Origin of the sequence: Actinomyces sp. 432 (assembly GCF_009930875.1) — a bacterium.
GTDB lineage: Bacteria > Actinomycetota > Actinomycetes > Actinomycetales > Actinomycetaceae > Actinomyces.
The window spans coordinates 387,958-408,678 of the sequence record NZ_CP025249.1 but is presented as its reverse complement, the minus strand read 5'-3'; the positions used below and the strand labels follow the sequence as shown (position 1 = coordinate 408,678).

Sequence of the window (20,721 nt, the reverse complement as noted above, 5' to 3'; positions counted from 1 at the left end):
CACCGGCCCCAGTGCATCTGCCAGCGTGCCGGCGCCGCCCGTCGGGCGATCGTCTAAAATCCAAATGTGACGCAAGACAACTCCTCCCCCGCGACGCCGTCATCGGGGCGAGCTGCGCCCGCGCCGCAGACCTCCGCGCCCGGCACAGAAAGCACCCAGCAGGCACCGCGGTCTCGTCGCAGCGACTATCTGCTGACGGCCGCCGTCGGCGCAGTACTGCCACCTGCAATACTCGCTCTGACGGGGGTAGCCGCAGCCGCGTCCGAAGCGGGTCAGCTGCCGCGTATCGCGCTGTTTGCGCTGCTCGCGCTCGTGGTCTCGGCGCTGGCCCAGTGGTTGTTTGCACTGCGTTCCTCATTGGGCGGCCTGGTCGGCGGGATCGTCGCCCTGGCGGCGCAGATGGCAATCGTGTCTATCCCGGGTCGCGCCACCGCCGCCCCCTTCGCCTGGGCGCGCACACTGATCCCCAGCGGGGCGGTGCTCATCGTCGCAGCACTGCTACTGGGCGGTTCCTGGGGAATGCGGCTGGCACGTCGCGCCGGGCGCGCCGATGCACGCCTGTCCGTCAGGCTCAGCGCCCACGACAAGACGCCGGGCGTCACCCCGGCGGCACCCCCGTCGCGGCGCCGCGACCATGCGTTCTCCCTCCCGTTCACGATCGTGACCACGGGTCTCGCCCTCACGCTCATTTCCACCGGATACGCCCGCCTGGTTTCCCCGGATGAGCCCCTGGGCGGGGCGGTGCTCGGCCCCACCTTGGCGCTGATCCTGCTGGTGGTCGGGGCGGCGTTCGCAGGCCGCTCCACGCTGGGCGCCCGGGCCACCGGAATATTGCTCGTACTGGCCTCAGTGCCGAGCCTGCTGGCTCATATCTGGCCGCAGCTGCCCGGGCACGCGCTGGCACAGCGGCTGCTACCTAACGACCCGACCGGGGCGGGACTCCTGCTGACGGGAATCGTGCTGGTCAGCGTCGGCTGGGGCGCGCACCTGGCCCGGCGCGAGGGCCGCATACGGGAGCTGGCAGAACTGCGCTCCCGGGAGGAGACCACGCCACCGCACGGAGTGCCCTACTCCCGGGCCTGACTACCGGTCGGTCAAAGGCTCCCGCCCTCCCAACGCCCGACAGACGAGTCGAGGCATTCGGCTGTCAGCTTTTCACTACTACCGCAGTAGGAGGCCTAGACGAGTCCGCCAGTCCCAGGTCGGTCTACTTCGAATCGCCTCCCGGCACGCCTCCCAGCGCACGGTGGCGGCGCCATTACCGTGGCGGACAAGGAGGTTCAGATGAGCACCGACACCAACGCCGCCGGACGCGACCCCGAGGACCACGCCACAGCGGCGGACCGGGCCGAGTCCGCCGCCTGGGAGCTAGCGGCCGCCCCGCACGATTCCGCGGACTCCTCCACCCCAGCCGCCTCCCTGACCACGTCGAGCGCTGATCCGGCCGACGAGGCGGTTCAGCCCCCGCACGCCCCGACCCCAGCACCACCCGCGCCCGATCCCGCCCCAGCCCCGGTGCCACCCACACCCGGGTCCGCCCCCACAGCCGACCCGCTGCGTCGGCGCCCGCAGCCCCCGACGCCGAACCGGCCGCCGACGAACCACGCTCGGAAGACGACATCCTGCTGGAGGGATCAAGCGTCGTCGGCCATCCGAAGTCCCGCGCCGCCGCCCACTGGGCCGGCGTGCTGGTATGGGTAGTCGCACTGCCCCTGGCCTGGTACTTCCTCCACGACGGCGCCGCCGCGGCCGTCGACGGGGCCACCCCGATGCGCTTCGGTCTATCTGTGCGCGCGCTGCTGGAGCTGGCTGCGGGAGCCGCCGCGCTCGCCTTCGCGCTGTGGACCGCCAGCCGATCCAGCCTGGGGTCCTTCGTAGTAGGCGTCATATCCGTTTTGGCGGGCCTGCCGTTCCTAGTCGCGCCTGCCGCTATGAACGATGCGGTGGGCCCGCTGCTGGACCGCCTTACCGCTCACTCGAGCCTAGGCGCCACACTTTCAGCATATTGGTGGGCCGACGCCATCAGCGGCAAGTTCATCGCCTTCGGGCTGTTCATGATCATGGTCGGTGTGGTCTCGCACCAGGCCCGCCGGGCGGGCCGCCGCGAGCAGGAGATCATCGACCGGGTGCGCCGCGCCTGAGTCGGCGTCTCGCCGTTGGACGCGGGACGATTCTGATCTCACCATGAAGTCCGCTTGAACGCCCCGGCCTGACAGCATCTAGCCTGGGGCGGTGACCGCTCCCAGCGTTCCCTCCCCCGCGGCGTCGGCGTCGGCACGCGAGCCGCTGCCCATGGTCAGTGCGCGCGATGCCGCAAGAGACGCACTGCCGATCATGATCGGCTACATCACGCTCGGACTGGCCGCCGGGCTGCTGCTGGTGGCACAGGGCCTGGCATGGTGGTGGGCGCCGGTGTGGAGCTTGGTCATCTACTCGGGAACCATGCAGATGCTGCTGGTCCCACTGGCGGGCACCGGCCAGCCACTAGCGGCGATCGCCGCCTCCACCCTGTTCGTCTCCGGCCGTCACGTCTTCTACGGGCTGGGCTTTCCACTGAATCGGGTCCGCGACCGCCCGCTCACCCGCCTGTACGCAATCCACGCCATCACCGACGAGGTGTACGCCCTGCTCGCCTCGCGCGACCGGGCCGCAATGAGTGGGCGCTATATCGTCGTCGTGGAAGCCTTGAGCCATTCCGCCTGGATCACCGGGACGACGGCAGGTGCTCTGGCGGGAACCGGCCTGGCTTCACTTATCGGGGAGCGCGTGGAGCTGCTCGGCTTCGTGCTCACTTCACTGTTCGTGATTCTTGCCATCGAGAATTGGAAGGCGCACCCCGATCTGGCCGTTTTACTCAGTGGATTCGTGGCCGGAGGAGTCGGGCTGCTGGTAGGTGGGTCCGCGGCTCTTCTAAGCGCGCTGGGTACCCTTGCAGCCGCACTCATAACCCTGTATGCGTGGCGGGTCCACGCGAACAGAGCCCCGGCGAGCAGAGGTGGAAGCTGATGCTCACCGATCCCCAACTGGCCGGGGCCGTTGCGGCGGTGGCCGCCATAACCTTCGCCTGCCGTGTTGCTCCGTTCGTGCTGCTGCGCGGGCGCGGGCGCATGCCGTTGGTGGGGTTCCTCGGCGACGCCATGCCGCTCGGCGTCATGATCGTGCTGGTGGCCTATACGCTCGATGGGGTAACTGGCGCCCCCGCAACCTGGCTGCCCGCCCTTGCGGGCATCGGCACCACCGCAGGACTGCACCTGTGGCGCAGATCCCTGGGGCTCTCGCTGATCGGCGGCACCGCCGTCTATGTGGCGGCCAGTCTGCTGCTGAGCTGACCCGGGTGCGCCGGCCCGGACGCGCACCGGCCACCGGCACCGACGACGCCGATATCGACACCAGATTCACCCGGCATCACTCGGCTAGAGCGCCACCCGACGCCACGCAACTCAGCACCGTCCGGCACCACTCGGCTAGAGCGCCGCCAGACCCGCACGAATCGTGTCGAGATCTTCACTGGTGCCCACGCCGTTCAGCTTGGCGATAACTGGCACATCATAGGTTTCGCTTACGCGCTTAGCCGCGAAATTGAATGTTTCTACGTGGCTCTTGGCCTTGCTTCCGCTTCCCACCACGGCCACAATCCCCGGATTCGACTCGAGGAACGCCTTCACGGGCTTAGGAATCTGCCCCTTGCCGACCGTGTAGGTGAACAATACGTACTCACCATCCAGGCGCTCAGTGCCGTCTACGATCTTGAGGGCATCGGGCAGAAGCCCGAGCCGCTCAACTACCTTCTGCACGTTTCCCGCCTTGGACGCATACACGATCTTCGGCGCCATTTTTCCCTCACACGCATTCATCGTCGACATTTACAACCGTCATTCACAATGAGGCCGCATCAACGTTACATCCGTCATGGCCGACGCGCAATCGGCAGTGGCACCTAATACCGGTCCTTCCGGTTTGAGGTGCCCCTGCCGGTTTGTGGGTATAGTGGTTGGGGTCATGCCGTAGTGTGGCGGTCGCGTTCGCTTCGGCGGGGTCGTGCGCGGGGCTGCGGGTCCGGCCGTGTTGGCGGCCCCGGGCAAATGGTAGAAATCGTTGAGACCACCCGGCTCCCGAACCGGGACGACAGCCACCGACGACACCGGCCAGCAATCCCGCGGTTCCAGCAATCCCGCGGTTCCAGCGATCCTGCCACCGACCCCAGGTGCTGCGGGGAGGCGTGCCCATGCGCGCGCAGGTCACAGCAGGCCAGTGCCACACACCAGGCTCAACGGGGAGGCACCCACCACTGCGGGGAGGTGAAAACGCCGCTGCGGGTCCCGGTGGTGCCGCGGGGGCCACACACTACTGCGGGGGCATCCACTACTGCGGGGGCGCGGACCGGGCCGGCCCGCTCGTGCGCCCCGCGCGACGCTTCGGCACTTCCCGCGACGCTTCGGCACTTCCCGCGACGGTTCGGCACTTGGCACCAACGGTTCGTACCTTCCGGTGACGCTACGTACCCCTACGGTACGAACCGTCACCACCAGGTACGAATCGTCGACCAGAACGTACGAACCGTCACCACCAGGTACGAACCGCCAACCATGGGCACGCGAACCACCGGCCAGAACACACGAACCGCCAACCATGGGCATACGAACCACCGCGCCAGCACAGCCCCAACCACCAGCCGCCACTCCCGGCACGCCACAACCACCACTCCCAGCACGCCAACCCACCCAGACGCGCACACCGCCCACAACCCGAGCAAAGCCGCCCACCACTCGCACCACACCGCACAACCAAGGCCGGCCGCGGTTGCGCACCGACGCAGCCGACAGCTCGACAGGCCGCGCGCATACTCCCGCGTAACCAGTAGGCTGCCGTTGTGCAAGCCACTGTGACTCGCCCCGGGCCCTGGGTGCACCGCCATATCACCGCCGGCGGCACCCGCTTCCACGTTGTTTTAGCGGGCCCGGAGATACCGCTTGAAACCGTTCCCCCAGCGAGCTCACCGGCATCCACCGTCGCTTCCTCCGCACCCGCCGGACCGCTGGTTCTGCTACTGCATGGCTTCCCCGAGTGCTGGTGGACCTGGCGTCACGTTATCCCGCCCCTCGCAGACGCCGGTCACCGCGTAGCCGCACTTGACCTAAGGGGATTCGGCGGCTCCGACCGCCCGCCGTCGGGCTACGACCTGGTCACCCTCGCCCAGGACGTAGCCGCCGTGGTGCGGGCGCTGGGGCATGACCACGCCGTCGTCGTGGGCACAGGACTCGGCGGCCAGGTGGGCTGGACCCTGGCGAATCTGGAGCCGGAGCTCACTGTGGGTCTGATTCCGATCGGGGCCCCGCACCCAGCGGCCGTGCGGTCGCTACCCATGCGCTCCGTCATGGGCTCGACCGTGCAGCACCTGTTCCTCAAGGCCCCACTCCTGCCGGAGCGCAGACTGCGGACGACGGTCGGCGTGGAACGCCTGCTGGGCTCTTGGTCGGCCCCCGCCACGCGCCCGTTGGTCACCGAGGCCGCCGAGTATTACGCAGCCCTACTGGCGCGCCCCGGCGCGGCGCGGTCGGCCCTTGAGAGCACGCGCCGATCCACCCTCACGCGCGCCGAGGCAGCGGCACTGAATCGACCGACGACGGTCCCGGTGCTATCGGTACAGGGAGAGTTCGACCCGGTTCAGCCCGCCAGGGCGCACGCACGCGACACCCACCACGTGGCCGGCGCGCTGCAGCAGGTGACGATCCATGGCGTGGGGCACTTCCCGCAGGAAGAGGCACCCGAGGCGCTGGTGGACGTACTGCTGCCCTTCCTCACCCAATTGACGGCGCCGCCCCGGCGAGTGGACCCGACGCCGCAGGCCCCGGACAAGCCACGCCTGGCGCTCCGCAGGCCGCGCCGCCCCTCATTCATACGCCGACCCGGGGGCACATCCCAACTGCGTTCACGGCGCATGCCTCGCAGCGGGGGGCGCGGGCGCGGCAGACCGTCCTCCCGTGCATGATCAGGCGGTGACAACCATCAGTCCAGCGGGACGGCTCCCACAGGGCGGAGAGGTCGCGCTCAACAGCTACCGGGTCGCTTGCCGTCGTCCACCCCAGGCGGCGTGACAGCCGGCCGACATGCGTATCGACGGTGATCGCAGGTATACCAAACGCATTGCCCAGCACCACATTGGCGGTCTTGCGCCCCACGCCGGGCAGCGCCACCAGCGCCTCCCGGTCGGCCGGCACCTCCCCGTGGTGCTCCGCCACCAGGTCGCCGCCCAGCGCGATCAGGCGGGACGCACGCGTGCGCTGCATTCCCAGCGGACGCAGGCGCATCTCCAAGTCCGCCCGGTCGGCACCGGCCAGCGCGGCAGCGTCCGGGTAGCGGGAGAACAACGCCGGGGTGATGGTGTTGACGCGGGCGTCGGTGGTCTGCGCGGACAGGACCGTGGCCACCAGCAGCTGGAAAGGGCTGTCGTGGTCCAGGGTGCAGCCGGCGTCTGGGTACAGGCGGGTGAGCACGTCGTCGACGGCGGCGGCCCGCTGGGCAAGCGCCGCATGGGCTTGCGCAGGGGCCTGGGAAATATCGGTGCCGGAGGCGCCGCCTTCCGGCGTCCCCGGCTGCTGAACAGTTTGACCTGGCACACAGTGAGACTACAATGCACGTCGGCGTGCCACAGGTCACAAGCCGTGGCTAGGATATGAGGCATGAGGCCCCGTTCGTCCCCGGGCCCGCCAGACGACACCACAGGAGGACCTTCGTGGAAGACAGCATCATCTCCAGAATTCCGCTCTTCGAGGGCATGACTCCTCAGGAGCGAGAAGAGCTGCGCAACATGATGACGCAGACCACCCTGCGCCGCGGCGAGATCCTCTTCAATGAGGGCGACCCGGGCGATCGCCTGTACATCCTCCTGTCCGGCAAGATCAAGCTCGGCCATGCATCCGCCGACGGACGCGAGAACCTGCTGGCGGTACTCGGCCCCGGCGAGGTAGTCGGTGAGCTGACGCTCTTCGATCCGGGCCCGCGTTCCACCACGGCCACCGCAGTCGCCCCAACCGATCTGCTGGCGCTGGAGCACACCCAGCTGATGAGCTTCATCGAGACGCACCCCACGCTGGCCAAGGACATGCTGCGCGCGCTGGCACAGCGACTGCGTCGCACCAACACGGCACTGGCAGACCTGGTCTTCTCCGACGTGCCCGGCCGCGTCGCCAAGGCCCTCCTGGATCTCGCGGACCGCTTCGGCTCATCCACGGAGGACGGCGTACACGTTCCGCACGACCTCACTCAGGAGGAGCTCGCCCAACTGGTCGGCGCCTCCCGCGAGACAGTCAACAAGTCGCTGGCCGAGTTCGTCTCGCGCGGTTGGATCCGCCTGGAGGGCCGCGCCGTCACGCTGCTCGACGTCGACCGCCTGCGCCGCCGCGCCCGCTGACTCCCCCGCGCCCGCTGACTCCCCCGCACCTGCGGGCAACCTGCACCGGGCAGCCTGAACGCCGGAGCCAACGCTGGTGAAGTGTTGGCTCCGGCGTTCAGGCTGCCCTGACTGAGGCAATGACCCCAGAACACCGCCGACAGGATAGGTGGCGGAAACGGCTACGACCGCCGTGCGGGAGCCCGGCGAAGTCAGCCTCCCGGGCAACCGAGCGGCGCCGTCGGGACGGCACCCCGCACAGGGCGCTCAGGCCAGCGGCCGCTTGAGGTAGGCGACCAGGTTCTCCGAACCGGATGGGCCGGGAACTACCTGCACGAGCTCCCAGCCGTCGGCACCCCACTGGTCAAGAATCTGCTTGGTGGAGTGGACGAGCAGGGGGATAGTTGCGTACTCCCACCGGGTGACGCCCGGGGAACTGCTATTCGCTTCGGTCATGCCCCGAGCCTAGCGGACGTACCCACGGCGGGCGCCGGCGACGGCGGGTTCACGCAGCAGAGCGTGCGCACAATCTGCAGGTCCCGGGCCACCGACCCCGTAAAAGCCCGTATCAGCCCGTATAAGGCTGCACCGGAGCCGCCGGCTCAGCGCACGCGCGCCAGGATGCGGGGCGCCCGCCGCGCGTGGATCTCCGCAACGAGCTCGTCATCCTCGCGGCGCAGCCATTCACTCCAGTCGGTGACCTCGGGGAACCGCCGCAGTAGCGCGCGGCGCTCACGCTCGGTCAGCCCGCCCCACACGCCGAAGCTGAGCTCGGAGTCCAGCGCCTCCGCCAGGCACTCCATGCGCACCGGGCAGGTGAAGCACAGCGAACGGGCGTCGCGCTGCTCGGCCCCTTTTCCGAAGAGCCGGTCAGGTGGAACACTTGCACATGCCGCGCGTGCCGCCCAGGTCTGGTCGCTCGTCATTTTTCACTCCCTGCCTCCACAGCCGACTACAATGTCAGCCGCATCACACCTAGACGGTATGCCAACCGATGGTCATTTGCCAAATCGGTCTCCCTCCCCGGGCACCACCGGCGCTGCGCCCCCGCCCCGAGCGTCATCCGACGCCCATCACCCCGAAGCGGCTCAGCCCTGCGACAGGCCGAAGCCGCGGTGCTCGCCTTCGCTTCTAAGACGTTTTCCAGCCAGATAGCGTCGTGGCCCACTGCAATGAGAGGCCATTTGGCCGTAGTGTGGGCACATGTCGAAGTCATCCTCCCGCGGCAGGTCGCTGTCCTCCCCCGCCCAGGTCGTGGCGATGCTGCTGGTGTTCCTGCTCCTGTCTGGCGCGGGCGGTGTGCTCGCCGCGGGCTTCGCCATGCCGGCGGTCGGGGTTGCCTCCGCGATCACCAAGGCCTCGGCCCAGATGTTCGATGAGCTCCCCGATGACTTCAACATCCTCGAGCCCAGCCAGGTCTCGGTGATCAAGGCCTCCGACGGCAGCCAGATCACGCAGTTCTACGCTGAGAACCGCATCGTCGTCTCCCTGGATGACATCTCCCCGAATATGAGCAACGCCATCGTGGCCGTGGAGGACCAGCGCTTCTACCAGCACAAGGGCGTCGACCCTGCGGGCATCGTCCGCGCCGTCGTCTCCAATGCCAGCGGCGGCTCCCAGGGCGCCTCTACCCTCACCCAGCAGTACGTCCGCAATATCCTCATTGAGGCGGGCCTGCAGAGTGACGACGACGCCGCGATCGCAGCCGCCAAGGCACCGACCGTGGCCCGCAAGCTCCGCGAGATCAAGTACGCCCTCACCGTCGAGCAGAAGTACTCCAAGCAGCAGATCCTCGAGGGCTACCTAAACATCGCCTCATTCGGCCCCTCCACCTACGGCGTGGAGGCTTCCGCACGGCACTACTTCTCCCACTCGGCCAAGGACTTGTCGATCCCCGAGGCCGCGCTGCTGGCAGGCCTGACCAACGCCCCCGGCATGTACGACCCCGTCCAGTACCCGGACAAGGCGAAGTCCCGCATGGACTGGGTGCTGGAGAAGATGTACGAGGAGGAGTTCATCACAGCCGAGGAGTACCAGGCCGGGCTGGACACCCAGGTCGCGGACCTGCTGAAGGTTACCGATTCGGTGGGCGGCTGCGGGGCCGCCGGCTCGGCCGCCTACTTCTGCGAGTACGTGGTGGGCGAGATCGAGAACTCCGACATCTTCGGCGCCACCGAGACCGAGCGGCGCCAGCTGCTGCTGCGCGGCGGGCTGGAGATCACCACCACGCTGGACACCGCCAAGCAGGAGGCCGCGGACGCCGCGGTGCAGGCCTACGTGCCCACCGGTGACCCGTCGGACGTCAAGACGGCACTGGTATCGATCGAGCCCGGCACCGGCCGGATCCTGGCCATGTCCCAGAACACCAACTACGGCGACACCACCGGCTCCGACCCCACCGCCACCCAGATCTCCTACTCGGCGGACTACCTGCACGGCGGCATGGAGTCCAACGGCTTCCAGCCGGGATCTGCCTTCAAGACCTTCGCCCTGGCCCAGTGGTACCAGGAGGGGCGCTCCGGGTACGCAGTCACCAACACCACGCCGCGTACCTTCGGCTCCTACGAGTGGAACATCTCCTGCGACCCTGACCTCCACCCCGAGCCCTGGACGCCGAAGAACGCCAACCCGGGCGAGAACGGCCGCCACTCAGTGGTGGACAACACGGCCCTGTCCATCAACGTCGGCTACGCGGAAATGCTGGTGCAGATGGATGTGTGCTCCGTAACCCAGCTGGCGGCCGATATGGGCGTGACCAAGGCCAACGGGGACCCGGTGGACCCCTACCCGTCGGTGGTGCTCGGTGGCACTGAGGCCACCCCGCTGGCCATGGCCAACGCCTACGCGACCTTCGCCGCTCACGGCGTGTACTGCACGCCCATTGCTATCGACTCCATCACCGACGCCGACGGCAACGAGATGAGCACGCCGTCGGCCGGCTGCAAGCAGGTCATAACCGCCACCGCTGCGGACCAGGTGACCATCACCCTTCAGTCAGTGCTGGCCAGCAAGGGTACCGGCACGGCCGCAGCGCTGAGCGGGCGCCCCACGGCCGGGAAGACCGGCACCACCGACGAAATGGACAACGCCTGGTTCATCGGCTACACCCCGCAGCTGGCAACCGCTATCTGGGCCGGGCACTCCGACCGCTACTACGCGATGAACCACCAGTACATCGGCGGGCGCTACTACGCCACCATGTACGGAGCCGACCTGCCCGCGCCCATGTTCAAGATGTACATGGAGGCGGCCCTGGCCGGCGAGCCGGTTGAGGGCTTCAACCAGGTGAGCCTCGGCTCCGGCGCACCGAGCGCATCCAGCGGCAGCTCCGATGATTCCGCGCAGACACGGCAGACCTCGGGCAGCGGCCAGCAGAGTCAGCACCAGAACGGCGGAGACGACTCGCGGGACAACTCGGACGACGAGTCCGACGATGAGGACTGACTGACATATGCGCGCTGCCCGCACCGCCCTGCTAGGCGGTCTGACTGCCGGCGTCGGCCTGCTCGGATATGCCCTGATCGAGGCGCGCATGCCGGTGCTGCGCCGCGTGGACGTGCCCGTACTGGCAGCAGGAGAGCAGCCGCTCAGGATCCTGCACCTGGCAGACCTGCACCTGACCGACCGCACCGAGGCGCGCGTCGACTGGGTGCGGAGCCTGGCGGACACCCACCCCGACGTCGTCGTCAACACCGGCGACAACCTCTCCTTCGCCAGCGGGCTGGAGCCACTGGGGCGCGCCTTGGAGCCCTTCCTGCACCTGCCCGGGGCCTTCGTCATGGGAGATCACGACTACCGCACCACGGTGTTCAAGCTGCCCACCCGCTACCTGCGCCGGGACCCGCGCGCTGGGGATGATCCTGCACAGGAGGCCGCCATTGAGGGGCTCCCCTGGCAGGAAGTGCGCGACCTGCAGGCGGCAGGCGGCTGGGCCGACCTGACCAATGCGCGCGGCACGATCACTGTAGGCGCGCGTCGTATTGAAGCGGTGGGGGTCGACGATCCGCACGTGAACCGGGACGCCTTCCCCGCCCCTGCACCGGCACCCGACGCCGCCGCTGTACGCGACTTCGCCGGTCGGCCACTGCGGCTGGGGCTGGCGCATGCGCCTTACCGGCGCGTGCTGGACGCGATGACGGCCGACGGGGTCGGGCTTACCTTCGCCGGTCACACGCACGGCGGCCAGTTGTGCCTGCCCTGGTACGGGGCCCTGGTGACGAACTGCGATCTCGACCGGGGCCGTGCGTCGGGCCTGTCCTCCTGGCCGGGAGCGCGCCCCGGAGCCAGCGGCGGTGACCGCATGTTCCTGCATGTTTCCGCCGGACTGGGCACGAGCCCGTACACCCCGGTACGTGTGGCTTGCCGCCCGGAGGCCACCCTGCTCACGCTGCGCCCGGCGGCCTGAACCTGCTGCGAGGAGAGCCGCGAGACGTGCACTTCCACGCCCGTGAAGTACAACAGGTGACCGACCCCTCAGGCACACGATTTCCCACACCGGCGGAACGACGGATATAGTCTTCCCGCACACGGGGTGTGGCGCAGTTTGGTAGCGCGCTTCGTTCGGGACGAAGAGGTCGTGGGTTCAAATCCCGCCACCCCGACGATAAGAAGGTCCATGAGCTTGCTCATGAGACCTTCGCAGAGGAGGGAGTAAGAGGCCGCCAGGCCGAATACCCCGACGACGAGGACGCCCGCGAGCTCGCTCGTGAGGCGTCCGAGGCTGCATCGGCTCCGCAGCCCTTCAACAAGCGCCTAACCGGCGTAGCACCCGACCCGAGCCGCCACACCCTCAAGCACGAAGAGTGCCTGGAATCCGCGGCGGGCGTACGCGCGGCGCTCAGCCAGGCGCATGTATTACCCTTATCAAGGCGTCGGGCCGCGACGGGCCCCGGGCTCCAACACAAGCCGCCACGAGCGGCCATCGCGCCGACTGGCGCTCTCCGGCCCGACGTCCTTCAAGGTCACGGCGCCTGTTTCTCCACCGGCACCGATGCGGCAGGGGCGTCAGCGGCCCTCAGACAGCATCGGACGCTGCTTCTCAATCGCGACGGCGCGAATCTTGCCACGCGGCCTACGCGCCATGTGCACCACCATAATCTCCCCGGTCTTGAGCCACGGATCCTGATCCGGGACCGACCTTAGGAGCTTGCCGGGGGCGTAGTCGGAAATGGCCTCCATGACCGTGGGCAGCACCGGGCGGTGGGTACACACAGCGACCGGAACATCGCGACGCCGCAGTACCTTGGAGACCACCTTGCGCGCCGCCTTCGGCTTGAGGGCATGCGCAGCCTCCGTCAGCGCAGGCTCGGCAGCCAGGTCAGCACCCGCCGCCTGCGCGTACGGCGCGACCGTGTCATAGCAGCGCCGCCATGGGCTGGTGATCACCTGGGCGACACCGTACGCGGCAAGCACCGGCACAAGCGCACGTGCACGCACCTCACCCTGATCCTTAGTCAGCGGACGAGTGGCCTCATCGGCCTCGGCGTCCCGCTCCTTGGGGCGATTCCACACCGAACGCTTGACGGCACGAGCATGCCGCACCAGCACAAAGGTCCACGTATCCAGCTTGCCGTCCTCCCACAGGTCCACCAGGGAGCCCAGTAGATCTCGGTCGGCCGAATGGGTGAGCAGTGCGCGGGCCTTCTTCGAGCGGACCCACTCGACGCCGTCGATCTCCGCCGCGTCGGCTGGAGTCACCGGCGTACGCGCGCGCAGCGCCGGGGAGTCATCCGCAAGCTCGCGGGCAGCCCAGTACCGGACCTCCTTGCGGGAGCCGTCGGGCAGCCGGTAGCGGACCGTGTCCAGCGGCTGCCCCAGGGCAACCTGAAGACCAGTCTCCTCCGCGACCTCACGCACCGCGCAGGTGCGCACCGACTCCCCCGGCTCCACCTTGCCCTTGGGAAAGGACCAGTCGTTGTAGCTGGGGCGGTGCACCAGCAGTACCTCCAGATGCCCGTTCTCCTCGCGCCAGACGAGCGCACCCGCAGCACGGACAGTCATCTTCCCGTTGGACTTGTCTGCCATCTCAGCCGCCCCGCCCGTCAGTGGGCGCCCCGCAGCCGCGAGCGCGCCCAGGTCATCAGCGTCGTCTGGATGTCCTCGAGCCGGTTGCCCTCGGCGTCATGGGTATGGCGAGTCCAGGTGCCGTCCGGCTCCAGCCACCAGGAGGAGACGTCGTCGCTGGCCGCGTGGGTGACCAACCATTCCAGCTGACCGATCATGACGGGATCGGTGATCCGCACGAGCGCCTCCACCCGCCGGTCGAGGTTACGGTGCATCAGGTCCGCCGAGCCGATGAACAGGTCAGTGTCACCGTCGTTGCAGAAGGCGTAGATGCGGGAGTGCTCCAGGTAGCGGCCCAGGATCGAGCGAACCCGGATGTTATCACTCAGCCCGGGCACGTCGGCCCGCAGGCCGCAGATGCCGCGCACCACGATGTCGACGGCGACTCCGGCACGGCTGGCCCGGTACAGGGCGTCAATGCAGGCCTCATCAATGATTGAGTTGACCTTGATGCGGATCCAGGCGGGCTTGCCGGCCCGCTTGTTGGCGATCTCCCGGTCAATGCGCTCAATAAGCCCGTCGCGCACGGTGCGGGGAGCCACCAGCAGGCGGCGGAAGCGGGCGCGGGGGGCGTAGCCGGACAGCTGGTTGAACAGCGTGGTCAGGTCCTGGGCCACATCCCGGTCGCAGGTAAGCAGGCCCAGGTCCTCGTACCCACGAGCGGTCTTGGGGTGGTAGTTCCCGGTACCGACGTGGCAGTAGCGGCGCAGCCCGTCAGACTCCTGGCGCACCACCAGCAGCAGCTTGCAGTGGGTCTTGAGCCCCACCATGCCGTAGACGACGTGCACCCCGGCGCGCTCAAGCTTGCGGGCCCAGGAGATGTTGTTCTCCTCGTCAAAACGGGCCTTGATCTCCACGATCGCCACCACCTGCTTGCCAGCCTCGGCGGCCTCAATCAGGGCGTCGACGATCGGGGAGTCCCCACTGGTGCGGTACAGGGTCTGCTTGATTGCCAGAACCTTGGGGTCGGCTGCCGCCTGGGAGATGAACTCCTGCACTGAGGTGGAGAAGGAGTCGTAAGGGTGGTGCAGCAGCACGTCGTGCTCGCGCATGGCGGCGAAGATATCCCCGGGAGTGCTGGACTCCTGGGGGGCCAGGCCGGCCGCTGTGACCGGCACGAAGCGCGGATACTTCAGCTCTGGGATATCCAGGTCGTGCAGCTGGTTGAGGCTGGTCAGGTCCAGCGGCGCCGGCAGCTCGAAGACGTCGTCATCATGCAGGTTCAGGGCACGCACCAGGTAGCGGCGCACGAAGGGACTGATGGTGTCCTCCACCTCCAGGCGCACGCTCGCACCGAAGCGGCGGCGCTCGAGCTCCTTCTCCATGGCCTTCAGGAGGTTCTCGGCGTCGTCCTCCTCCACCTCGAGGTTCTCGTTGCGGGTCACCCGGAACAGGTGGTGCTCAAGGATGTCCATCCCCGGGAAGAGGTGATCCAGGTGCTGGGCGATGACAATCTCGATGGGTATGAAGGCCGTGCCCGCCTGCTTGTTCTTGGGGTCGAGCTCCCGCCCGGGCACGGTGATCAGGCGGGGCAGCGACTGCGGCACCTTGACGCGGGCGAAGTGCTCCTTGCCGGAGCGCGGGTTGCGCAGCAGCACCGCCAGGTTCAGCGACAGGCCGGAGATGTAGGGGAAGGGGTGGGAGGGATCCACCGCCAGTGGCGTAAGCACCGGGAAGATCTGGTGGCGGAAGTAGCGGGTTATCTTCTCCGCCTGCTCCGGGCTCAGCTGGTCCCAGTCGAGGATCTCAATGTTGTGCTCAGCGAGCTTTGGGCGGATGTCCTCCTGGAAAAGGGCCGCCTGCCGGGCCGTGAGCTCCTTAGCACGCTCGGTGATGGCCGCAACCACTTGGTGGGCGTCCAGGCCGGAGGCACGCACCGGCGTGATGCCGGCCTTGATGCGGCGCATCAGCCCGGCCACCCGCACCATGTAGAACTCGTCAAGGTTGGAGGAGAAGATCGCCGCGAACCAGGCGCGCTCCAGCAGTTGCAGCTCCTGGTCCTCGGCCTGTTCCAGTACCCGCTGGTTGAAGTCCAGCCACGTCAGTTCCCGGTCGGCGAAGCGATCGGTGAACGAATCCAGGGGTGGCAGCTCTGACTCCGGGTCGGCCTCTGTGCCCGCCGCTGAGTCGGCCGACGCAACGCCGGGAGAGCCGGAATCGCCGTCCGCGGCGAGTGGGGCGACGGCGGTCGGCTCCGGGCCGGGCTCGCCCTCGGCGTCGTCGGAGTCCAGGAAACCCGTCTGGTCGTTGGCGCCGGGGGGTGAGACCTGCGCGATGCCACCAGACGCGGAGCGCGCATCCCCGACGTCGGAAACCTGCTCGTCGAAGTCCTCGTCCTCGTACTGGGGTCCGGCATCGTCGGCGAAGTCGCGCGGATCGGCGGACTCGATGACGTGGTCCTCAATGATCTCCTGGTCGCTGAGCCCGGCGCCGGAGCCGTCGGCGGATGCGGCCGAGGGACTCGTCGGGGCGCTGCCCTCTCCTGAAAGCATCGACGCAGGCCCCGGTGCGGCGGCGTGCCGCGCCTGCGCGCGGGCCCATCCGCCGAGGAAGGAGGCCAGAGGCGCTGAGGTCGTGGAGGGGGTCGCATCGGGGTCTGGCGTCGTCATAGGTGAATCGTCCCACGTCCCGCCTCGGATCGGGCAGTGAACCGCGCCAATGAACCATGGGACACCGACCCCTGGCGCTGGGGCGCTGGCCCGCGCCCACCGCGCGCGGGCCCCGGGGAGGACCCGATCCTGTCGCGCACCGTGGTTGGCCCGCGCCGCCGCGCGCGGGCCCCGGAGCCCGGCTGCGGCTCATCCGCCCGGCGCCACGCGCCAAGTCAGTCCAGGAGGCCGGCGCCGGCGCGCCGCGCCGCCTCCGTCAGTTCTTCAGCGGTGGCGAGCAGGGCCGAGTCCCGGCGAGTAACCGGGTGGGCGAGCTCGTCGGCGTCGTCGTCGATCCAGGTGGAATCGCTGCCTGCGGCAAGCGCCCGCAAGAAGTCGGCGGTTCCGGACAGCACGGGGACCAGCCCGGGTACGGAGTCTTCGGCGCGACCTGCGAGTACGGCGTCGATCGCGGCCCGCACCTGCTCCGCGGAGGGAACGCGCCGGGCGTCTTCCAGGGCCGCGTCGAGCCGGAGCCGTGCGGCGGCCGCCTCGGGCTCATTTGCGATGGCAGCCAGGTCCACGACGGTGACGTAACGCCGTTCGACCAGCTCCGGGTCGCGCCGAATCCACTCCCGCACGAGGAACAGACGCCAGAGCGTGCCCGGCAGGGTGGTGGCGGGCGAGTCCGCCCAGAGCTCGGCGACCGCGTCCACTCCGTGGGAGGCGACGGCCGTGACAACGCCGCTGCGAGTGATCCGCTCCACGGAGGCGTCTGTTTCCGGGGCGTCTTCCGGGAAGCCGCCGATCAGGGCCTGCGCGGCACGGTGAGCAAGCTCAGAGGCGACGGCGGTGTCCGTGCCGCCCTCAATGTTCTCGGCGGCCTCGGGGTCGAGCCGGGCGGGGCGATGGAACTGGCGGGCCATAGGACCTCCTAGCGATTCCGGATGAGTTCCGGGCGGTTCCCGGGTGGCGGCAGGACACGCAGACTGTATGCGTTAGTGGTGCCGGACTTGGCAGTGCAGTCGGCGGGCGCCGCAGCGCCTGTCCCATTGTTGCGCAAGGAGCAGCGGTGTGCAGTGTGAGCCTGGAACTCCTAGATGGCGCCCGTCAGGCGCAGCGGGCGCACCGGGAGGCAGCAGCGGGCGACCCAGACGGGCCTGGGTGCGCTTAGGCCGTCATCCGCTATGCTGGCGACGCCGACGGCGTACGGGCTCTGCTCCCGGCCGAAGGCGCGCCCCTCTAGCTCAGTTGGTCAGAGCTGCGGACTTTTAATCCGAAGGTCGTGGGTTCGAGCCCCACGGGGGGCACCTCACGCCGGGCCGGCACGAAGGGGGCCGGCTGCCACCCGTCCGCCGTACGGGTCGGGTAGAGGTCGGCAACGTCGACGCCGCACGCCGCCGCCGTAATGGCGAGATCGCCGGCGGTCCAGCGGACCTTGCCGCGCAGCCGGTTAGAGACGCTCTGACCAGGCACGCCGAGCATCTGCCCGAGCTGCGCACGCGTGAGACCGTGCGCGAAGAGATGCTGCTGCACGGTGAAGCCGACGGCCGCATCAAAGCCGTCTAGCACAGTTGGCAGCGCTTGTGAACTCATGGAACTAGCGTAACTGATGAAACGCCACGGTTCAAGTGATGCTTGCGGTGGTTCTTGAACTGATGCATCCTGTGATCCATGAGTGAAACGTCAGAGCACAACCACACCGATCCGTTGCTATCAGCAGCTGAAGTTGTGCAGGAGTTCCCAGACTCAGGACTGACGCGCAACACGCTGTGGCGGTGGGCGCGCAGCGGACTCCTCGAGTGCGTGCGCTACCCGTCCGGCCGAGTGCGCTTCCGGAAGTCCGCCATTGAGGCGTTGCTGCGGCCGTCTGTCGCCTCGCCGGATGACTCGGCGTCGATGCCGCCGTCGGCTGATAGCCCGCCGCCGGGGCAGCCGGTGTTGTCGTGGCCGTCGCCAGCACGGACCGACCATGCGACCGCGTCGGCGGGCTCTACATCGTCTGAGCTTCCGGGGCAGGACAAGCTACCGTGGTGAGCGCGAGTTGATGGAAGGGGGTGTATTGAATGAGTTTCAAGGCTTTGGCGTGGGCTATGAAGGTTCGGGGCGTGAGGCCCATGGATCGGTTGGTGCTGGTGTCGGTGGCGGATAACGCCCAGCCTGACGGCGTCGCGATCGTCGACCTGGATCGCTTGGCTGAGCAGGTTGAGGTGTCGAGTGACACGCTGGCGAAGTGCTTTGCTCGGTTGTCGGAGTCGGGCCTGCTTTCGGCTAGGCCGGCGGGTCCTGACGCCCCGTACCCGGGCACTGAGGTGTCGCTTGCGTTGGACGTGGACGGAGTTGACCGGTCGTGAGTCATCTGGCGTCGACGTGGGCGTGGCTGGTTAGGGGTATTGGTCCTTACCCGAAGCTGGTGTTGGCTGCGTTGGCTGATCAGGCTGATGACAGTGGTTACTGCTGGCCGTCTCAGAGCGTGATTGCTGAGCGTTGCGAGATGGGTGAGCGGACGGTGCGTCGGCATGTTCGGACGCTTCAGGAGCTCGGGTTGTTGACGGTTGTTCGTCGGTCGTCGACGCGCGGTCGGAGGTCGAATGGGTACCGGCTGCACATTGGTGTCGGGTTGGAGAATTCGTTGGAATCTCGGCAACAGGCCAATCTGGCCGGTTGCGAGGATGAGCCGGAGGAGTTTTCCACAGGCCCGAATGCGGGGCAGTCGGTTTCGCCTGCGATTCCGGCAACAGGCCAATCTGGCCGGTTGCGCAAGAGGCCAGATCGGCCGGTTGCGCAACCGGCCAGTAGTGGCCGCTCGCAACCGGCCAGTACTGGCCGGTTGCATATAGGAACCGTCATTAGAACCACCAGACCTGACCTAACCGATGAGGTGACGTCACCAGCGGCGATCGGTTCGGAGCTGGTGCGGGTCGGGTCTGGTCGGGTGGAGCGGGCCGGCGATGACGGGTGGGCCGGGGCTGCGCCCTCGGCCCGGTCGGTATCGTCCCCGGCGACGCCGGCGGCTCCGTCGGTGGGCTCGCCGCCTGGTGCTGGGCACCGTGCGGCACCTGTTGCCGCACGGTCGGCCGACGGCGGGCCGCCGGTGCCGTCTAAGGTGTTTTCGGCGGTCTCCTGGGAGTTGGCCGGGGTTGTGCCTGTTGGCGCATCGTCGCCGCCAGCGGTCGAAGAGCGGGACGATAGTCCCACCTCTGGGGACGATGGTCCCATGGCCGAGCCTGCCGGTGCGGCACCTGTTGCCGCACGGTCGGACGATGTCGCTCGGGCGGATGTGGGTCGGTTGCTGGCGGCGTGCTTGCCGGGGTGGATGCGGGCGATGGACGCTGATGGTGCCGCGCTGGTGGCGGGTCTGCTGGTGGAGCGCCTGCGGGCTGGTTGGACGCCGGCTGCGATCCGGGGGGTGCTGGATGCTCCGCCTCCGTCGGAGCCGGTTCGCCGGATGAGCTCGTTGGTGGCGTACCGGTTGCGCGACAACGTTGATCCGGCGCTGGCTCCGCGGGCTGACGCCGATGGCCGGCGGTCGGAGGCGGAGCGTCAGGACGCGACGCGTCGGCGGTCGGAGGCGATCGCCGAACCGGAGCGGCGCGACGTTGATCCGCGGTGGGCGGAGGCTTGGGCGCAGGTGGTGGCGGAGCTGCCGGATGCGTCGCGGCTGGATCAGGCGCAGGCGACTCGGGAGCTGCTTGAGACGGGTGTTGACGTGTCGGTGCTGCGCGATAGGGTGCACGCCAGGGCACAAAAGCGTGTAGCTAGGAGCGCGAGACGATCACAGAGGAGGCCGCAATGATGATCGACGTCGACGAGCTTGGCGCTGTTGGTGGGCTTGAGGCCTCGGATGGGCTGGTGGCTGCCGTCCGGGTGGTGCTGGATGACCGGCTGGGTTGGGAGTCGGTGCTGGGCTGGCGCGTGGCGTGTGGCCTGTGTGAGGCGACCGCGCGGCGCTGGCACTCACGGCGGTGGGGCTTGGAGGAGATGACTGACGCGGTGCGGCTGGTGGTGCTGACGCGGTCGGAGGATCTGCTGGATTGGGCTGGGGCGCACCCGGGGGCGGACGTGTGGGGCTGGGTTTGTCGGCACGCTTTGGGCGTGTTGCAGCGGGAGTGGCTGCTGGATCGGCTGGGCGGTCTGACTGGGGATGGCAATCTGCGTCGGTTGGTGGAGCGTGTTGGTGTGCGGCCGGTTGTGGGCTTGGAGGACCTGGCGGTCCCGGAGGAGCTGGATCAGTCGTCGGTGCTTGCGGAGGCTGAGCAGCCGTGGGCGTGGGCAGATGGGGGCTGGCCTGGTGAGGTGCGCCCGTCGGATCTCGGGCCGACACTGGAGTCGGTGGTGGCTCTGCTGGTGGCGTTGGGTGTGCGGCCTGAGTCTGCGTGGCTGGGGACGTGGCGGATCCTGGAGCTGGCGGTGGGTGGTGAGCGTGATCGGCGGCATACGCGGGCGCGGGCGGACGCTGAGGACGGTCGGCTGCGTGAGCTTGGGGTCTCGCCGGGGGCGGCGGGTGCGTGGATGAGTATTGTGACGGGGTCGCGGCGGCTGGGTGCGGGGTCTGCGGTGACGCTGGCCCTGCGTGACGGCCGGGAGCTCTCGCCGGCGCAGGAGGCGTGGCTGGTGGAGGTGCTGTTGGGGGCACCTACGATCACGGCCGCGGTGGCTGCCGCATAGTGCTGGCGCGAC

Annotated in this window: 20 protein-coding genes, 2 tRNA genes and 1 pseudogene; 16 read left to right on the top strand and 7 right to left on the bottom strand. The window is 68.5% G+C overall.

Annotated features, from left to right (window positions below):
• Nucleotides 1–66: 66 nt before the first annotated feature.
• The 5 genes from CWT12_RS01765 to CWT12_RS01745 all read left to right on the top strand — a co-directional run bounded on the left by CWT12_RS01765 (nucleotide 67) and on the right by CWT12_RS01745 (nucleotide 3,329).
• Entirely contained in the window at nucleotides 67–1,083 is a 1,017-nt protein-coding gene (locus CWT12_RS01765) for a hypothetical protein (RefSeq protein ID WP_237564247.1), read from the top strand.
• Between the two features lie 201 nt (nucleotides 1,084–1,284).
• Nucleotides 1,285–1,701: a hypothetical protein gene (locus CWT12_RS13330; RefSeq protein ID WP_202616244.1), complete on the top strand. Its 417-nt coding sequence runs from the start codon at nucleotides 1,285–1,287 to the stop codon at nucleotides 1,699–1,701.
• Nucleotides 1,686–2,141: a hypothetical protein gene (locus tag CWT12_RS01755; protein ID WP_237564246.1), complete on the top strand. Its 456-nt coding sequence runs from the start codon at nucleotides 1,686–1,688 to the stop codon at nucleotides 2,139–2,141. The genes CWT12_RS13330 and CWT12_RS01755 overlap by 16 nt, the downstream gene beginning before the upstream one ends.
• Nucleotides 2,142–2,292: 151 nt before the next feature.
• On the top strand, nucleotides 2,293–3,006 hold the full coding sequence (locus CWT12_RS01750) for an AzlC family ABC transporter permease (RefSeq protein ID WP_161925232.1): 714 nt from the start codon (nucleotides 2,293–2,295) through the stop codon (nucleotides 3,004–3,006).
• Nucleotides 3,006–3,329 (top strand): branched-chain amino acid transporter permease, encoded by a 324-nt coding sequence (locus CWT12_RS01745; RefSeq protein WP_161923465.1) that lies wholly within the window; start codon nucleotides 3,006–3,008, stop codon nucleotides 3,327–3,329. Before CWT12_RS01750 ends, CWT12_RS01745 begins: the two co-directional genes overlap by 1 nt.
• 135 nt (nucleotides 3,330–3,464) lie before the next feature.
• Here CWT12_RS01745 and CWT12_RS01740 read toward each other — a convergent pair whose 3' ends face one another.
• Complete coding sequence (locus CWT12_RS01740; RefSeq protein WP_202616243.1) at nucleotides 3,465–3,863, bottom strand: class Ib ribonucleoside-diphosphate reductase assembly flavoprotein NrdI; 399 nt, start codon at nucleotides 3,861–3,863, stop codon at nucleotides 3,465–3,467.
• Nucleotides 3,864–4,870: 1,007 nt separating this feature from the next.
• On the opposite strand from CWT12_RS01740, the gene CWT12_RS01735 reads away from it, so the two are divergent.
• On the top strand, nucleotides 4,871–5,989 hold the full coding sequence (locus tag CWT12_RS01735; RefSeq protein ID WP_161923464.1) for an alpha/beta fold hydrolase: 1,119 nt from the start codon (nucleotides 4,871–4,873) through the stop codon (nucleotides 5,987–5,989).
• On the opposite strand, the gene nth is transcribed toward CWT12_RS01735, so the two are convergent.
• On the bottom strand, nucleotides 5,895–6,617 hold the full coding sequence (gene nth / locus CWT12_RS01730) for an endonuclease III (protein ID WP_161923463.1): 723 nt from the start codon (nucleotides 6,615–6,617) through the stop codon (nucleotides 5,895–5,897). The genes CWT12_RS01735 and nth overlap by 95 nt on opposite strands.
• A gap of 116 nt (nucleotides 6,618–6,733) precedes the next feature.
• Between nth and CWT12_RS01725 the strand changes: the two genes are divergently transcribed.
• Nucleotides 6,734–7,411: a Crp/Fnr family transcriptional regulator gene (locus CWT12_RS01725; RefSeq protein WP_092534071.1), complete on the top strand. Its 678-nt coding sequence runs from the start codon at nucleotides 6,734–6,736 to the stop codon at nucleotides 7,409–7,411.
• 246 nt (nucleotides 7,412–7,657) lie between these two features.
• Here the strand turns inward: CWT12_RS01725 and CWT12_RS01720 are convergent, their stop codons facing one another.
• Nucleotides 7,658–7,846: a DUF4177 domain-containing protein gene (locus CWT12_RS01720; protein WP_161923462.1), complete on the bottom strand. Its 189-nt coding sequence runs from the start codon at nucleotides 7,844–7,846 to the stop codon at nucleotides 7,658–7,660.
• 146 nt (nucleotides 7,847–7,992) lie between these two features.
• Nucleotides 7,993–8,316 carry a WhiB family transcriptional regulator gene (locus CWT12_RS01715; protein ID WP_092534064.1) on the bottom strand — a complete coding sequence of 108 codons (324 nt, stop codon included), beginning with the start codon at nucleotides 8,314–8,316 and terminating at the stop codon, nucleotides 7,993–7,995.
• Between the two features lie 277 nt (nucleotides 8,317–8,593).
• Here CWT12_RS01715 and CWT12_RS01710 point away from each other — a divergent pair, with 277 nt between their 5' ends.
• From CWT12_RS01710 to CWT12_RS01700, 3 genes are all read left to right on the top strand, one after another.
• Nucleotides 8,594–10,834, top strand: coding sequence for a transglycosylase domain-containing protein (locus CWT12_RS01710; protein WP_161923461.1), 2,241 nt, complete (start codon nucleotides 8,594–8,596; stop codon nucleotides 10,832–10,834).
• A gap of 7 nt (nucleotides 10,835–10,841) precedes the next feature.
• On the top strand, nucleotides 10,842–11,795 hold the full coding sequence (locus CWT12_RS01705; protein ID WP_161923460.1) for a metallophosphoesterase: 954 nt from the start codon (nucleotides 10,842–10,844) through the stop codon (nucleotides 11,793–11,795).
• Between the two features lie 122 nt (nucleotides 11,796–11,917).
• Nucleotides 11,918–11,991 (top strand) — tRNA-Pro (locus CWT12_RS01700).
• A gap of 403 nt (nucleotides 11,992–12,394) precedes the next feature.
• On the opposite strand, the gene CWT12_RS01695 is transcribed toward CWT12_RS01700, so the two are convergent.
• The 3 genes from CWT12_RS01695 to CWT12_RS01685 all read right to left on the bottom strand — a co-directional run bounded on the left by CWT12_RS01695 (nucleotide 12,395) and on the right by CWT12_RS01685 (nucleotide 16,967).
• A complete protein-coding gene (locus CWT12_RS01695; protein WP_161923459.1) occupies nucleotides 12,395–13,414 on the bottom strand; it encodes an NUDIX hydrolase in 1,020 nt (339 codons plus the stop codon).
• Nucleotides 13,415–13,431: 17 nt separating this feature from the next.
• Entirely contained in the window at nucleotides 13,432–16,062 is a 2,631-nt protein-coding gene (locus CWT12_RS01690; protein WP_161923458.1) for an RNA degradosome polyphosphate kinase, read from the bottom strand.
• A 215-nt stretch (nucleotides 16,063–16,277) separates the two neighbouring features.
• Nucleotides 16,278–16,967, bottom strand: a complete 690-nt coding sequence (locus CWT12_RS01685) for a hypothetical protein (protein WP_161923457.1) — start codon at nucleotides 16,965–16,967, stop codon at nucleotides 16,278–16,280.
• Between the two features lie 310 nt (nucleotides 16,968–17,277).
• Here CWT12_RS01685 and CWT12_RS01680 point away from each other — a divergent pair.
• The 6 genes and pseudogenes from CWT12_RS01680 (at nucleotide 17,278) to CWT12_RS01660 (ending at nucleotide 20,709) form a co-directional block, all read left to right on the top strand.
• Nucleotides 17,278–17,351, top strand: a tRNA-Lys gene (locus tag CWT12_RS01680).
• A 364-nt stretch (nucleotides 17,352–17,715) separates the two neighbouring features.
• The gene (locus CWT12_RS14615) at nucleotides 17,716–18,078 is read left to right on the top strand and encodes a helix-turn-helix domain-containing protein (RefSeq protein WP_161923456.1); all 363 of its coding nucleotides are present in this window, start codon (nucleotides 17,716–17,718) and stop codon (nucleotides 18,076–18,078) included.
• A gap of 29 nt (nucleotides 18,079–18,107) precedes the next feature.
• Nucleotides 18,108–18,395, top strand: coding sequence for a hypothetical protein (locus CWT12_RS01670; protein ID WP_161923455.1), 288 nt, complete (start codon nucleotides 18,108–18,110; stop codon nucleotides 18,393–18,395).
• A pseudogene (locus tag CWT12_RS14610) lies at nucleotides 18,392–18,580 on the top strand (helix-turn-helix domain-containing protein); the annotation flags it as partial. The gene CWT12_RS01670 and the pseudogene CWT12_RS14610, both read left to right, overlap by 4 nt.
• 786 nt (nucleotides 18,581–19,366) lie before the next feature.
• Nucleotides 19,367–19,837: a hypothetical protein gene (locus CWT12_RS13675; RefSeq protein ID WP_237564245.1), complete on the top strand. Its 471-nt coding sequence runs from the start codon at nucleotides 19,367–19,369 to the stop codon at nucleotides 19,835–19,837.
• The gene (locus tag CWT12_RS01660; protein ID WP_161923453.1) at nucleotides 19,834–20,709 is read left to right on the top strand and encodes a hypothetical protein; all 876 of its coding nucleotides are present in this window, start codon (nucleotides 19,834–19,836) and stop codon (nucleotides 20,707–20,709) included. Before CWT12_RS13675 ends, CWT12_RS01660 begins: the two co-directional genes overlap by 4 nt.
• Nucleotides 20,710–20,721: the final 12 nt, after the last annotated feature.

What these genes read in the sequence shown, in the direction of transcription:
- CWT12_RS13330 (WP_202616244.1), top strand. Translation starts at nt 1,285, where the DNA reads ATGAGCACCGACACCAACGCCGCCGGACGCGACCCCGAGGACCACGCC.
- CWT12_RS01750 (WP_161925232.1), top strand. Translation starts at nt 2,293, where the DNA reads ATGGTCAGTGCGCGCGATGCCGCAAGAGACGCACTGCCGATCATGATC.
- CWT12_RS01745 (WP_161923465.1), top strand. Translation starts at nt 3,006, where the DNA reads ATGCTCACCGATCCCCAACTGGCCGGGGCCGTTGCGGCGGTGGCCGCC.
- CWT12_RS01740 (WP_202616243.1), bottom strand. Translation starts at nt 3,863, where the DNA reads ATGTCGACGATGAATGCGTGTGAGGGAAAAATGGCGCCGAAGATCGTG.
- CWT12_RS01720 (WP_161923462.1), bottom strand. Translation starts at nt 7,846, where the DNA reads ATGACCGAAGCGAATAGCAGTTCCCCGGGCGTCACCCGGTGGGAGTAC.
- CWT12_RS01715 (WP_092534064.1), bottom strand. Translation starts at nt 8,316, where the DNA reads ATGACGAGCGACCAGACCTGGGCGGCACGCGCGGCATGTGCAAGTGTT.
- CWT12_RS01710 (WP_161923461.1), top strand. Translation starts at nt 8,594, where the DNA reads ATGTCGAAGTCATCCTCCCGCGGCAGGTCGCTGTCCTCCCCCGCCCAG.
- CWT12_RS01705 (WP_161923460.1), top strand. Translation starts at nt 10,842, where the DNA reads ATGCGCGCTGCCCGCACCGCCCTGCTAGGCGGTCTGACTGCCGGCGTC.
- CWT12_RS01695 (WP_161923459.1), bottom strand. Translation starts at nt 13,414, where the DNA reads ATGGCAGACAAGTCCAACGGGAAGATGACTGTCCGTGCTGCGGGTGCG.
- CWT12_RS01690 (WP_161923458.1), bottom strand. Translation starts at nt 16,062, where the DNA reads ATGACGACGCCAGACCCCGATGCGACCCCCTCCACGACCTCAGCGCCT.
- CWT12_RS01685 (WP_161923457.1), bottom strand. Translation starts at nt 16,967, where the DNA reads ATGGCCCGCCAGTTCCATCGCCCCGCCCGGCTCGACCCCGAGGCCGCC.
- CWT12_RS14615 (WP_161923456.1), top strand. Translation starts at nt 17,716, where the DNA reads ATGAGTGAAACGTCAGAGCACAACCACACCGATCCGTTGCTATCAGCA.
- CWT12_RS01670 (WP_161923455.1), top strand. Translation starts at nt 18,108, where the DNA reads ATGAGTTTCAAGGCTTTGGCGTGGGCTATGAAGGTTCGGGGCGTGAGG.
- CWT12_RS13675 (WP_237564245.1), top strand. Translation starts at nt 19,367, where the DNA reads ATGGACGCTGATGGTGCCGCGCTGGTGGCGGGTCTGCTGGTGGAGCGC.
- CWT12_RS01660 (WP_161923453.1), top strand. Translation starts at nt 19,834, where the DNA reads ATGATGATCGACGTCGACGAGCTTGGCGCTGTTGGTGGGCTTGAGGCC.